General features: G+C 67.5%; 13 protein-coding genes. 8 read left to right on the forward strand and 5 right to left on the reverse strand.

Features of this window, described 5'->3' with window-relative positions; all coding sequences use genetic code 11:
- Nucleotide 1 precedes the first annotated feature (1 nt).
- The 4 genes from AC6LJ2_RS15100 (at nucleotide 2) to AC6LJ2_RS15115 (ending at nucleotide 3,763) form a co-directional block, all read left to right on the forward strand.
- Entirely contained in the window at nucleotides 2–715 is a 714-nt protein-coding gene (locus AC6LJ2_RS15100) for an SPOR domain-containing protein (protein ID WP_498151641.1), read from the forward strand.
- A gap of 82 nt (nucleotides 716–797) precedes the next feature.
- Nucleotides 798–1,430 carry a thiol:disulfide interchange protein DsbA/DsbL gene (locus AC6LJ2_RS15105; RefSeq protein WP_263912764.1) on the forward strand — a complete coding sequence of 211 codons (633 nt, stop codon included), beginning with the start codon at nucleotides 798–800 and terminating at the stop codon, nucleotides 1,428–1,430.
- Nucleotides 1,431–1,595: 165 nt separating this feature from the next.
- Nucleotides 1,596–2,807 (forward strand): ABC transporter substrate-binding protein, encoded by a 1,212-nt coding sequence (locus AC6LJ2_RS15110; protein ID WP_445657937.1) that lies wholly within the window; start codon nucleotides 1,596–1,598, stop codon nucleotides 2,805–2,807.
- Entirely contained in the window at nucleotides 2,786–3,763 is a 978-nt protein-coding gene (locus tag AC6LJ2_RS15115; protein ID WP_498151642.1) for an alpha/beta hydrolase, read from the forward strand. The genes AC6LJ2_RS15110 and AC6LJ2_RS15115 overlap by 22 nt, the downstream gene beginning before the upstream one ends.
- A 62-nt stretch (nucleotides 3,764–3,825) precedes the next feature.
- Here the strand turns inward: AC6LJ2_RS15115 and metC are convergent, their stop codons facing one another.
- Both metC and AC6LJ2_RS15125 read right to left on the reverse strand, forming a co-directional pair.
- Entirely contained in the window at nucleotides 3,826–5,019 is a 1,194-nt protein-coding gene (gene metC, locus AC6LJ2_RS15120; RefSeq protein ID WP_445657935.1) for a cystathionine beta-lyase, read from the reverse strand.
- A gap of 94 nt (nucleotides 5,020–5,113) precedes the next feature.
- Nucleotides 5,114–5,809, reverse strand: a complete 696-nt coding sequence (locus AC6LJ2_RS15125; RefSeq protein ID WP_498151643.1) for a nitroreductase — start codon at nucleotides 5,807–5,809, stop codon at nucleotides 5,114–5,116.
- A gap of 92 nt (nucleotides 5,810–5,901) precedes the next feature.
- Between AC6LJ2_RS15125 and AC6LJ2_RS15130 the strand changes: the two genes are divergently transcribed.
- Nucleotides 5,902–6,528: a LysE family translocator gene (locus tag AC6LJ2_RS15130; protein WP_263912760.1), complete on the forward strand. Its 627-nt coding sequence runs from the start codon at nucleotides 5,902–5,904 to the stop codon at nucleotides 6,526–6,528.
- Nucleotides 6,529–6,601: 73 nt separating this feature from the next.
- On the opposite strand, the gene AC6LJ2_RS15135 is transcribed toward AC6LJ2_RS15130, so the two are convergent.
- Nucleotides 6,602–7,669: an MBL fold metallo-hydrolase gene (locus AC6LJ2_RS15135; protein WP_498151644.1), complete on the reverse strand. Its 1,068-nt coding sequence runs from the start codon at nucleotides 7,667–7,669 to the stop codon at nucleotides 6,602–6,604.
- 73 nt (nucleotides 7,670–7,742) lie between these two features.
- Between AC6LJ2_RS15135 and AC6LJ2_RS15140 the strand changes: the two genes are divergently transcribed.
- On the forward strand, nucleotides 7,743–8,123 hold the full coding sequence (locus AC6LJ2_RS15140; protein WP_263912758.1) for a MerR family transcriptional regulator: 381 nt from the start codon (nucleotides 7,743–7,745) through the stop codon (nucleotides 8,121–8,123).
- A gap of 10 nt (nucleotides 8,124–8,133) precedes the next feature.
- Complete coding sequence (locus AC6LJ2_RS15145; RefSeq protein WP_263912757.1) at nucleotides 8,134–8,466, forward strand: YnfA family protein; 333 nt, start codon at nucleotides 8,134–8,136, stop codon at nucleotides 8,464–8,466.
- Nucleotides 8,467–8,563: 97 nt separating this feature from the next.
- Here the strand turns inward: AC6LJ2_RS15145 and AC6LJ2_RS15150 are convergent, their stop codons facing one another.
- A complete protein-coding gene (locus AC6LJ2_RS15150) occupies nucleotides 8,564–9,532 on the reverse strand; it encodes a Bug family tripartite tricarboxylate transporter substrate binding protein (RefSeq protein WP_498151645.1) in 969 nt (322 codons plus the stop codon).
- A 91-nt stretch (nucleotides 9,533–9,623) separates the two neighbouring features.
- Nucleotides 9,624–10,802, reverse strand: a complete 1,179-nt coding sequence (locus AC6LJ2_RS15155) for a M20 aminoacylase family protein (RefSeq protein WP_263912755.1) — start codon at nucleotides 10,800–10,802, stop codon at nucleotides 9,624–9,626.
- Between the two features lie 245 nt (nucleotides 10,803–11,047).
- Here AC6LJ2_RS15155 and AC6LJ2_RS15160 point away from each other — a divergent pair, with 245 nt between their 5' ends.
- Nucleotides 11,048–12,226: an isovaleryl-CoA dehydrogenase gene (locus AC6LJ2_RS15160; protein WP_263912754.1), complete on the forward strand. Its 1,179-nt coding sequence runs from the start codon at nucleotides 11,048–11,050 to the stop codon at nucleotides 12,224–12,226.
- Nucleotides 12,227–12,228 lie beyond the last annotated feature (2 nt).

Below are 12,228 nucleotides of genomic sequence, written 5' to 3' on the forward strand. Positions count from 1 at the left end.
CATGGCGACCAAGCGCAAACCCACCCGCCGGTCAGGCGAAAGCGGCAGCACCCTTTACGGGGCGCTGGCCGGATTGCTCATCGGGCTGATCGTGGCCGCTGTCGTGGCGTTCTACGTCACCAAGGCGCCCGTGCCCTTCGTGGACCGCGCCAGCCGGCAGGGCGACGCAGGCAAGCTGCCCGACCCGCGCCAGGCGCCGGACCCCAACGCCGGCCTGTATGGCCGCGACGGCGCGGCGGGCACCCCGCCCACCGGCCCCACCGCCACGGCGCCCGCGCCGCTGCCCGGGGCCGGCACCACACCGGCCGGCAAGTCCGACGACCTGGGCGCCCTGATCGCCACGCTGCCGACGTCCAACAACGCCCCCGCGGCCGCGCCCGCCCCGGCGGCCAGCGCACCGCCCACGCCCATCGCCAAGTTGGCGCCCACGCCGGCACCCGCGGCCAAGGCGCCGGCCGCGTCGTCCGCCCCGGCGGCATCGGCCAATGGCTCGTACTACCTGCAAGCGGGCGCGTTCCGCGGCCAGGACGATGCCGAATCCCTCAAGGCCCGCATCATCCTGCTGGGCTTGCCCGTGGCGGTGCAAAAGGCCGAAGTGAACGGCAAGGCCATCAACCGCGTCCGCGTGGGGCCGTTTGCCCGCCTGGACGACATGAACCGCGCTCGCGGCCGGTTGGGTGAAAACAAGATTGAAACAGCGGTGGTGCGCCAGTAATCCGGCGCGCCGATCATGGTTTTTGATTGAACTTATCCGGGCCCGGCCCTGTCTGTAACCTTTTTGTTCAGGAACATCATCCATGCTGTCCCCCAAGCTCATCCGCATCCTGGCAGCCGCCGCGCTGACCGCCACCGCGTTCTTCAGCCCGGTCAGCCACGCCCAAGGCACCCAGGCCTACGTCGCCATCAATCCGCCGCTGCCGTCCGACACCCCGGGCAAGGTGGAAGTGCTGGAATTCTTCGCGTACACCTGCCCGCATTGCGCCGCCATGGAGCCGATGGTTGAAGACTGGGCCAAGACCGCCCCGGCCGACGTGGTGCTCAAGCAAGTGCCCATTGCCTTCAATGCCGGCATGAAGCCCCTGCAACAGCTGTACTACACCCTGCTCGCCCTGGACCGCCCCGACCTGCACGCCAAGGTCTTCACCGCCATTCACGGCGAACACAAGCGCCTGATCGACAAGAAGGCCATGGGCGAGTGGGCCGCCGCGCAAGGCGTGGACCGCGCCAAGTTCGATTCGGTGTTCGATTCGTTCAGCGTCCAGACCCAGGTGCAACGCGCCAACCAGCTGGCCGAGGCCTACCGCATCGACGGCACGCCCTCGTTCGCCGTGGGCGGCAAGTTCATGACCTCGCCGGTGCTGGCGGGCAACAGCTACGAAGGCGCCCTGAAGGAAGTGAACCAACTGATCCCGAAGGCGCGCGGCAACTGACCCGCACCTGAACCGCAGTCGCCAAGACGCCCCGAACCGCACCGGCCGGGGCGTTTTTCATGGGGTCGTCCCTAGGGTCGGTCAACGTTCCACGGCGCTTGCCGCGGGCTACACTTCCCCCACAATAATTCGCCGCCGACGGCGGTATCCAAGGGTGGAAGACACATGAGACAGCAATTGCTGCGCCGCACGGCGCTGGGCCTGTGCCTGGCGCTTGCCGGCGCCTCTGCACTGGCCAATGACGCCGATGGCGTGAAGATCGGCGTCCTGACCGACATGGCCGGCGTCACCGCCGACGCCACCGGCCGCGGGTCCGTCGAGGCGGCCCGCCTGGCCATCGAAGAACTGGGCGGCAGCGTGCTCGGCAAGCCGGTATCGCTGGTGTCCGGCGACCACCAGCACCGGCCCGACATCGGCAGCGGCATGGTGCGCAAGTGGTACGACACCGACGGCGTGGACGTGGTGGTGGACGTGCCCAATTCGTCGGTGGCGCTGGCGGTGCAGGGCATCGCGCGCGACAAGAAAAAGCTGGTGCTGTTTTCCAGCCCTGGCACCACGGCGCTGACGCAGGCGCAATGCTCGCCCTACGGCGTGCAATGGACCTACACCACCTATGCGCTGTCGCGCGGCACGGCCACCGCCGTCGTCAACGAAGGCAACAAGCGCTGGTTCATCCTGGCGTCCGACTATGCCTTCGGCAAGCAGCTGGCCGCCGACACCGAAGCGGTGGTGAAAGCCAATGGCGGCGAGGTCGTGGGCACCGTGTTCCATCCGCTCAATGCGTCGGACTTTGCCTCGTTCCTGTTGCAGGCGCAGGCGTCCAAGGCACAGATCATCGCGGTGGCCAACGCAGGCGGCGACACCATTTCGGCGATCAAGCAGGCGGCTGAATTCGGCATCACCGGCGCCGGCCAGAAGCTGGCGGCGATGCTGCTGCTGATCACCGACGTGCACAGCCTGGGCCTGCAAGCCGCGCAGCAGACCTACCTGACGGTGCCCTCCTACTGGGACATGAATGACGGCACGCGCGCCTTCACCAGGAAGTTCGAGGCCCGCCTGGGCCGCCCGCCCACCTTCCTGCAGGCGGGGGTCTACAGTTCGGTGCGCCATTACCTGCGCGCCGTGCAGGCAGCCGGCACGACGAATTCGGACGCGGTGATGGCCAAGATGAAATCGCTGCCCATCGACGACGCCTTCAGCCTGAACGCGCACATCCGCGAAGACGGCCTGGTCGTGCGCGACATGATGCTGGCGCAGGTGAAATCGCCGGCCCAGTCCAAGGCGCCCTGGGACTACTACAACATCGTGCGCACCATTGCCGGCGATACCCTCGCCTGGCCCCTGTCGGAAAGCCAATGCCCGCTGGTCAAGAAATAAATCAGACGTTTTCCCCGCCGCTGGCGTTGGCCGATTTCGGCAGCTTCTACGCCGGCGGGCGGCAGGTGCGCATCGACGGGCGCCCGCCGCGCGAGATCGCCTTTACCCGCACCGCGTCGCTGCCGTACGATCCCAACGGCCTGTATCACGTCGAACAGGCCTACGTGCAGTACTTCATTCCCGCCGATCGGCGGCACCCGCTACCGCTGGTGCTGCTGCACGGCGGCGGCATGACCGGCGCCATGTGGGAACAGACGCCTGACGGGCGGCCCGGCTGGGTGCAGCACTTCCTGCGGCAGGGCCATGCCGTGTACGTGGTCGACAACGTCGAACGCGGCCGCGCGGGCTGGACGCCGTTCGAAGAGGTGTGGCCCGAATCGCCCATCGTGCGCAACGCCGAGGAAAGCTGGTCGCTGTTCCGCTTTGGCCATGCAAGCGACTATGCACGGCGCCGTGCCTTTGACGGCCAGCGCTTTCCGGTGCAGGCCTTCGACGCCTTCATCCGCCACGCGGTGCCGCGCTGGCTGGGCAACAACGATGCGGCGCTGGCGGGTTTTTGCGCAGCGCTGGAACGCATCGGACCGTGCCTGGTACTGGCGCACAGCCACGGCGGCGAAGTCGCCTGCCGTGCGCTGCAAGCGCGGCCAGACCTGGTGCAAGGGGTGATCGGCATCGAGCCGTCGGGCTTCTCGGAAGCCGTGGCGCCCGCCAGCGTAGCGGGCAAGCCGTTCCTGTTCGTGTATGGCGACTACCTGGACGCCACGCCGCTCTGGACCCGCCTGTGCCAGGCAGGGCAGGCCTATGCGGCGCAGTTGGCGGCGCACGGCGCGAAGGTCGCCACGTGGCGCCTGGCCGACATGGGCATCGCGGGTAATTCGCACATGCCCATGATGGACGACAACAGCGACGACATCGCCGCGCGCATCGGCGCCTGGATACGGACCGCGGCGGCTTGAGGGCAGGCTAGCCCGCGGTGCGCCAGTAGCGGTGCGCCACTAGCCCTGCTCCACGAACGACCTCAGCCCTGTACCGCCGCCGCCTTGTCCAGCGCCTGCGTCAGGTCGGCGATGATGTCCTGCGGCGACTCCAGGCCGATGTGCAGGCGCACCAGCGCGTTCTGGCCTTCGCCCCAATAGCGGTGATGCGACAGGTCCTTGGGCGACACCAGTTGCACCAGGCTTTCGTAGCCGCCCCACGAAAAACCGATGCCGAACAGTTCGAGCGCATCGACGAACGTACGCGCGGCCGACGGCGACAGGCGCAGTTCGACCGACAGCATGCCGTTCGACCCCGTGCAGTCGCGCTGCCACAGGGCATGGCCCGGGTCTTCGGGCAGGGCCGGATGGAACAGGCGCACGGTTTCGGGCCGGCTCTTGAAGAACGCGCAGATTTCCAGCGCGTGGCGCGCGTGCTGCGCCATGCGGATGGGCATGGTGCGCACGCCGCGCAGCGCCAGCCAGGCGTCATCGGCACTGATGGAATAGCCCATCGCGTACTGCGTGCGGTTCAGTTGCTTGGCAATCTTTTCGTCGTTGGTCACCACCGCGCCCAGCATCAGGTCGGAATGGCCGCCCACGTACTTGGTGCCGGCAATGACGGACACCTGCGCGCCCAACATCAGCGGCCGGTAGATGTAGCCCGAGCCCCAGGTGTTGTCGGTGGCCAGCACCAGGCCATGGCGCTGCGCGAACGCGGCCATGGCGCCCATGTCCAGCATCTCGAACAGGAGCGAGCCGGGCGATTCCACGTACAGCAGCTTGGTATTGGGCTGCACCAGCGCGTCCAGGTCTTCGCCCGCGGCAAAGTAGGTCACGTTGATGTTCATGCGCTTGAGCACGGCATCGTCAAGCTCGCGCATCGGGCCGTAGACGCAGTCGGAAATCAACGCGTGGTCGCCCGCCGAGCACAGCGCCAGCATCACCATGGTCATGGCCGACAGGCCCGACGGCGCCAGGTAGGCATGCGTGCCGCCTTCCAGCTGCGCAAACACCTGTTCCAGCGCCGCATGCGTGTCCATGCCCATGCGGCCATAGGTGGTGGCGCGGCCGCCCGCGGCCTTGCTGCGCTGGGCTTTTTCCAGCGCGGCCAGGTTCTCGAACCGTACGGTGCTGGCGCGCATCGGCGGCAGCGGCACCGGCGCCGTGCCGGTCTCGGGATTGAACGGGGCGGTGCCCGCATGCTGCAGAACCGTATCGATGTGTTTGGTAGGCATCTTCAGAGGGGAATGCTTGGCGTTAGGACGGGAATCCAGAACCATATCAGGAGCGGGCGGGGCTGTCGCCCCATGCCCTTGTGAACGAGCAGGCCTAGTCGACCCAGCGCACCGTCGACGCCAGGTCCGCGCGGCTGGTGCGGTAGCTGTTGGCGGGGTGCGCGGTATCGGCATAGCCGAACGAGATGGCGCAGACCACGCGGCGGTCGGCCGCCAGGCCGAGTGCGTCACGCAGCACCTCGGGGTACATCGCCAGCGACGCCTGGGCCACGGTCGCCACGCCATTGGCCTGCGCCGCCAGGAGGAAATTGGCGACGTATCCGCCGCAATCAATGGCGCCGTATTCGCCCAGGGCCTCGTCCGTGGTGATGACGGCCACGTGCGGCGCATCGAACAACTGGAAGTTGCGCAGTTCCTGGCGGCGATAGGCCTCGCGGTCGCCGCGGGCCACGCCCACCGCGTTGTAGAGCTGAAAGCCCGACTCGCGGCGCCGGGCCAGGTAGTCGCCCTGGTACTCGCGCGGGAACGGAAAGTCGGGCGTGAAGCCGGGTTGCTGCGCACGTTGCTGCAACGCCTGGCTCAAACGGCGGGCGCCGTCGCCCGAGGCCACCGTCACCTGCCAGGGCTGGCAGTTGCACCACGACGCGGTGCGCGCGGCCAGCGTCAGGATGCGTTCGATGACCGCACGCGGCACGGCGTCGGGCAGGAAGGCGCGGCAGCTGTGCCGTGCGTGCAGCCAGTCTTCAAGTGCGGCGTCGGGGCGCGCGACGGATTCCGGTACGGCGGACATGGTGTCTCCTTGGCTTGCTCGCATTTATTTCCTCGTATGATGCCAGTTCATTTCCGGTGCGCAAGGCGCCGGCCGACCTACCCGAGACCTTCATGCTGCCCCTCGAATCCCTGACCGCGTTCTTCGGCATTGCCGTGCTGCTGTCCCTGACGCCCGGCCCCGACAACCTGTTCGTGCTGATGCAATCGGCCATCTGGGGACGCAAGGCCGGGCTGTTCGTGGTGCTGGGCCTGTGCACCGGCCTGATGGGCCATACCGCCGCGGTGGCCTTGGGCCTGGCCGCGCTGTTCGCCGCGTCGCCCGTGGCCTTCACCGTGCTCAAGCTGGCCGGCGCGGCCTACCTGGCCTATCTGGCGTGGCAGATCCTGCGCGCCCCTGTGCATGCCGAAGACGGCCAGCGGCCCGCGCCGATGAAGACGTCGGCGCTGTACCGTCGCGGCATCGTCATGAACCTGACCAACCCGAAGGTACTGCTGTTCTTCTTCGCGTTCCTGCCGCAGTTCACCTCGCCCAAGCTGGGTTCGGTGGGTTGGCAGACCGTGCAGCTGGGCGCCGTGTTCATGCTGGCGACGCTGCTGGTGTTCGGCGCCATCGCGTTCTTTTCGGGCGCGTTCGGCGAACTGCTGCAGCGCTCGGTCACGGCCAAGCGCTGGCTCAACCGCATTGCGGCCCTGGTGTTCGTAGGCTTGGCGGTGCGCCTGGCGACGTCGTCGCGCTAGCCGCGCCGTTCGGCGCGGGCCGGGCGTTCGCGCCAGGCCCCGCCAAGAACTCCGGTGACGACAACGGCGGCGATCAGGCCGCCGAGAACCGCACGATGCCGTCGGCGCCTTCTGCCCGGGTCAACTTCCCTTCGAAATACAGCGCGTGCAAATGCGCCAGCGCCTCGCCCATGGCGAAGGTCAGCTGGTGCAGGTCCAGCTTGCGCTTGAACAGCACCGGCACGATGTCCGAGGTGGACTGCGGCTGCACCGCACAGGCCTCCAACACTTCGGCCAGGCGGTCGCGGTGATGCTCGTGCTGCTGCGCGATGCGCTCGTGCAGGCCCTTGAACGGGCGGCCGTGCGAGGGCAGCACCAGTGTGTCGCGCGGCACGTCGGCGTAGCCATCCAGCGACCGCAGGTACAGGGGCAGGGGGTTGGCGTCCGGCTCGTAGTCGAACACGCTGACGTTGGTGGATATGCGCGGCAGCACCATGTCGCCCGAGATCAGCACGCCCAGGTCCGGGCAATGCAGCGAGGCGTGTTCGGGCGCATGGCCGTAGCCCACGATGACCCGCCAATCGCGTCCGCCGATGCGCACCTGATCACCGTCCATGATGCGGGTGTAGCGCGACGGCACGGCCGGCACCAGGTTGGGGAAGTAGTTGGCGCGCTGGCGGATCTGTTCCTGCGCGTCCGGGTCGGTCAGGCCATGGCGTGCGAAGTGATCCACCGCGGACTGGCCGCCCGGGCCGCCGCCGGCCTCGTTGCGGCGCGACGACCACAGCGACGCCACCATGAAGTCGGTCATCGTCATCCAGAGCCGGGCGTTCCAGCGCTCGCACAACCAATAGGCCAGGCCGATGTGGTCCGGGTGCATGTGCGTGACCAGGACGCGCAAGACGGGCAGGCCTTCAAGCTCGTTCTTGAAAACGTCTTCCCACAGCGTCTTGACCTCGTCGCGCGAGATGCCGCAGTCGACGATGGTCCAGCCGTCGCGGCCGTCGATGTGGTCGCGCAGCAGCCAGAGGTTGATATGATCCAGCGCGAACGGCAGCGGCATGCGGATCCATTTCACGCCTTCGGCCACCGTGTGCACCCGGCCGGCCTCGGGCTGGAAATCGGCCCAGGGATACTGCAGCTTCTGTTCGTTGGGGTTCATTGCCTCGCTCTCCACGCTTGACGATCGGGTCAAGTCATCATAATTTACGTTTACGTAAACTGCCACACGCCGCATGCCCTCGTCAACCTGGACCATCTCCGAGCTCGCCCGCGAGTTCGACGTCACGCCCCGCACGATCCGCTTCTATGAAGACCAGGGGATCGTCAGCCCGGCGCGCGAGGGGCGTAACCGCATCTTCGGCCCGCGCGACCGCACGCGCCTGAAACTGGCCCTGCGCGGCAAGCGGCTGGGGTTGCAGCTGTCCGAGATCCTGACGCTGATCGACATGTACGACGGCCCGGGCGACACCGAAGTCCAGCTGCGCCAGTACCTGGCGGTGCTGGAACAACACCGCGCCACGCTCGAGCAGCAGCGCCGCGACATCGAAGACACCTTGCAGGAAATCGCGGTGCAGGAACGCCAGTGCCGCGAACTGCTCGCGCAGCATCCCTGACGGCGGCACCATGGCCATGCTGCAGACCCTGGCGCTGTTCATCCTGACCGCGCTGGCCGAAATCGTCGGCTGCTACCTGCCTTACCTGTGGCTGCGGCGCGGCCATTCCATCTGGCTGCTCGCGCCCGCCGCGCTCAGCCTGGCGCTGTTCGCCTGGCTGCTGACTCTGCACCCGACGTCGTCCGGCCGGGTCTACGCCGCGTATGGCGGCGTCTATATCGGCATGGCGCTGCTGTGGCTGTGGGTGGTGGACGGCGTGCGGCCCAGTGTCAGCGACTACGTCGGCGTGGGCCTGTGCCTGGCCGGCATGCTGGTCATCATGTTCGGGCCGCGCAGCAACTGATCGGCACCCGCCGACGACAGGCCCCAAGAAAAAGCGCGCGATCCGCCAGGAACGCGCGCTTCTTTTTTTACAGCGACGCCGGTTCAAGCGCCCGCGATCATTCCGCCTTGATGTTGCCTTCCTTGATCAGGCGGGCATTGTTGGCGAATTCAGCCTGCACCTGCCTGCCAAAGGCCTCGCCCGACGCGGTGCCGGGCTGCAGGTACGACTTGGCCAGCAGGTCCTTGAATTCCGGACTGGCCACGGCCTTGGCCAGGGCGGCCTGCAACGGACCGGACACGGCCGGCGGCAGGTTGGCCGGGGCGAAGATGCCGAAGTTCGAGTAGTACTGGGCCTGCGGCAGCTTCAGTTCGGCCATGGTGGGCACGTCGGGCCAGGCGGCCAGGCGTTCGGGCGCCATCACCGCGAGCGGCCTGAGCGCGCCGTTGGCGACGTGCGGCAGCACCACGTCGGTGTTGACCACCAGCAGTTCCACCACGCCGCCCAGGCCGTCGGTCAGCGCCTGGCTGTTGCCGCGGTAGGGCACGTGCAGCATCTTGGTGCCGGTCTGCGCCGTCAGCGCCGCCATGCCGATGTGGGCCACGGTGCCCTGGCCCGGCGTGCCATAGCGCACGCCGTCCGGGTGCGACTTGGCGTAGTCGATCAGGCCGGCAAAATCCTTCACCGGTAGCGCCTTGGTGGCGACGATGGCCACCGGCGCCACGGCCACGCTGGCCACCGGCGTCAGGTCCTTCATCGGGTCGTAGTTGGTCTTGGCCAGGTGCGGAAAGATGGTCAGCGGGCTGGTCGAGGCCAGCAGCAGCGTAGTGCCGTCAGGCTGGGCCCGCGCCACGAAATCGGTGCCCACGGACGCGCCCGCGCCCGGCTTGTTTTCCACGATGACCGTGGCATTGGTTTCCTTGCGCAGCACGTCGCCCAGGCGACGCCCGATCGCGTCGGCGCTGCCGCCGGCGGTGTAGGGCACGACCAGGGTGATGGGCTTGGCCGGCCAGGTCTGGGCCATCGCCCCGCCCGCCATGATTGCCAGGGCCGCCCCCGCGGCCGTGAACAGCATCTTCTTTTTCATACTTTCCTTGTGGTGTTGCGTAGCACTGCGTCAGGTAAAGCGTGTTGCAAAAAAAGCGTCGGGGCACATACGCCCCCGCGACGGCGCGGGATCAGGCAGCCAGATAGCGCTGCGCCAGGCGAATCCAGTAGGCCGCGCCGGCCGGAATCAAGGCGTCGTTGAAGTCGTAGCTGGCGTTGTGCAGCATGCACGGGCCCAGGCCGTGGCCGGCCATGCGGTGCTCGCCGTCGCCATTGCCCAGGAACACGTAGCAGCCGGGCTTGGCCTGCAGCAGGAAGGCGAAGTCTTCGGACGCCATCACGGGTTCGATGACGCGCGCGCCCTCGGCGCCGGCCACGTCGCGCATGACCTCCATGCAGAAATCCGTTTCGGCCGGGGTATTCACCAGCGCCGGGTAGCGGCGTTCGAAATACACGTCGGCCTCGCAGCCGTGGGCCGCGGCGATGCTGCCGGCGATCTCGTGCATGCGGCGTTCGATCAGGTCGACCACGTCGGTGCTGTAGGCGCGCACCGAGCCACCCAGCCAGGCGCTGCCGGGAATCACGTTGATCACGCTGCCACCGGCCTGCACCTGGGTGATGGACAGCACGGCGGCGTCCAGCGGCCGCTTGCTGCGCGTCAGGATGGTCTGGAATGCCTGGCCGATGGCGAACAGCGCCGGCACCGGGTCGGCGCAATCCTGCGGCGCGGCGGCATGGCCGCCCTTGCCGCGCACGGTGATCTTGAAACCGTTGGCCGCCGCCATCATCGGGCCGGCGCAGACGCCGAACGTGCCGGCGGCCAGGCCCGGCCAGTTGTGCATGCCGAACACGGCTTCGCAGGGGAAGCGGTCGAACAGGCCGTCCTGGATCATCGCGCGGCCGCCCGCGCCGCCTTCCTCGGCGGGCTGGAAGCAGAAATACACCGTGCCGTCGAAACCGCCGGCCTGCTGCAGGTGGCGGGCCGCGGCCAACAGCATCGCCGTGTGACCGTCGTGGCCGCAGCCGTGCATCTTGCCGTCGTGGCGCGAGCGGTGCTCGAACTGGTTCTCTTCCTGCATCGGCAGGGCGTCCATGTCGGCCCGCAGCATGATCGCGCGGCCTGACGTGCCGCGCTTGATCACCCCGACCACGCCCGTCTTGGCGATGCCGGTGTGCGTCTCGATGCCCCAGCCGCGCAGGGCGTCGGCCACCACCTTGGCGGTGCGGTGCTCTTCGTAGCAGAGCTCGGGGTGGGCATGCAGGTCACGCCGCAGCGCCACAATATCGTCCAGATCGGATAGTTCGAGCACCGCTTACTCCGTCACAAATTTCAGGTTTCAAGGATCGGCTGGAATAGTACCCAGGGCGCTCCCCCTGGACGCAAACATTTGCCTAGGGAAAACCCGACTCAAATTTACGTTTACGTAAACGTAATATTTGCGCTGCATCATTGCGCAGCCCCTGCCGATCGGCGCATCATGGGGTCACGCGACGAGCCGTGGCGCGGTAGCTGGCGCCCATAAAAATGTAAGTACCCACTATCACGGAGACAGCGATGAACCTTCCCGGCCTGAATTTCGACCTGGGCGAAGATCTCGACATGCTGCGCGACGCGGTGCGCACCTTCGCGCAGGCCGAGATCGCGCCGCGCGCCGCCGAAGTCGACCGCAGCGACCAGTTCCCCATGGATCTCTGGCGCAAATTCGGCGACCTGGGCGTGCTGGGCATGACGGTCGGCGAAGAGTACGGCGGCGCCAACATGGGCTATCTGGCCCACATGGTCGCGATGGAAGAGATCTCACGCGCCAGCGCCTCCGTCGGCCTGTCCTACGGCGCGCACTCCAATCTGTGCGTCAACCAGATCAACCGCAACGGCACCGCGGCGCAGAAATCCCGGTACCTGCCCAAGCTGATCTCGGGCGAACACGTGGGCGCCCTGGCCATGAGCGAACCCGGCGCCGGCTCGGACGTCGTCAGCATGAAGCTGCGCGCCGACAAGAAGGGCGACCGCTACGTGCTCAACGGCACCAAGATGTGGATCACCAACGGCCCTGACGCCGACACCCTGGTGGTCTACGCCAAGACCGACCCCGAAGCGCACCAGCGCGGCATCACCGCCTTCCTGGTGGAAAAGGGCTTCAAGGGCTTTTCGGTGGCGCAGAAGCTGGACAAGCTGGGCATGCGCGGCAGCCACACCGGCGAACTGGTGTTCCAGGACTGCGAAATCCCCGAAGAAAACGTGCTGGGCCAGGTCAACGGCGGCGTGAAGGTGCTGATGAGCGGGCTGGACTACGAACGCGCCGTGCTCTCCGGCGGCCCCATCGGCATCATGCAGGCCGTGATGGACGTGGTGGTGCCGTACATCCACGACCGCAAGCAGTTCGGCCAGGCCATCGGCGAATTCCAGCTGATCCAGGGCAAGGTCGCCGACCTGTACACCACGCTGCAGGCCAGCCGCGCCTTCTGCTACCAGGTGGGCAAGAACCTGGACCGCCTGGGCGCCGAACACGTGCGCCAGGTGCGCAAGGACTGCGCTGCGCTGATCCTGTACACCGCCGAAAAAGCCACCTGGATGGCGGGCGAAGGCGTGCAGATCCTGGGCGGCAACGGCTACATCAATGAGTACCCGGTGGGCCGCCTGTGGCGCGACGCCAAGCTGTACGAGATCGGCGCCGGCACCAGCGAAATCCGCCGCATGCTGATCGGCCGCGAACTGTTCAACGAAACCGCCTGAGC

This window comes from Achromobacter sp. 1014246743, from assembly GCF_059760725.1.

Bases quoted from the DNA above. Each gene is read 5' to 3' on its own strand.
- AC6LJ2_RS15125 (WP_498151643.1), bottom strand. From the start codon at position 5,809: ATGTCCGCCGTACCGGAATCCGTCGCGCGCCCCGACGCCGCACTTGAA.
- AC6LJ2_RS15150 (WP_498151645.1), bottom strand. From the start codon at position 9,532: ATGAAAAAGAAGATGCTGTTCACGGCCGCGGGGGCGGCCCTGGCAATC.
- AC6LJ2_RS15145 (WP_263912757.1), top strand. From the start codon at position 8,134: ATGGCCATGCTGCAGACCCTGGCGCTGTTCATCCTGACCGCGCTGGCC.
- AC6LJ2_RS15100 (WP_498151641.1), top strand. From the start codon at position 2: ATGGCGACCAAGCGCAAACCCACCCGCCGGTCAGGCGAAAGCGGCAGC.
- AC6LJ2_RS15115 (WP_498151642.1), top strand. From the start codon at position 2,786: ATGCCCGCTGGTCAAGAAATAAATCAGACGTTTTCCCCGCCGCTGGCG.
- metC (WP_445657935.1), bottom strand. From the start codon at position 5,019: ATGCCTACCAAACACATCGATACGGTTCTGCAGCATGCGGGCACCGCC.
- AC6LJ2_RS15160 (WP_263912754.1), top strand. From the start codon at position 11,048: ATGAACCTTCCCGGCCTGAATTTCGACCTGGGCGAAGATCTCGACATG.
- AC6LJ2_RS15135 (WP_498151644.1), bottom strand. From the start codon at position 7,669: ATGAACCCCAACGAACAGAAGCTGCAGTATCCCTGGGCCGATTTCCAG.
- AC6LJ2_RS15110 (WP_445657937.1), top strand. From the start codon at position 1,596: ATGAGACAGCAATTGCTGCGCCGCACGGCGCTGGGCCTGTGCCTGGCG.
- AC6LJ2_RS15130 (WP_263912760.1), top strand. From the start codon at position 5,902: ATGCTGCCCCTCGAATCCCTGACCGCGTTCTTCGGCATTGCCGTGCTG.
- AC6LJ2_RS15105 (WP_263912764.1), top strand. From the start codon at position 798: ATGCTGTCCCCCAAGCTCATCCGCATCCTGGCAGCCGCCGCGCTGACC.
- AC6LJ2_RS15140 (WP_263912758.1), top strand. From the start codon at position 7,743: ATGCCCTCGTCAACCTGGACCATCTCCGAGCTCGCCCGCGAGTTCGAC.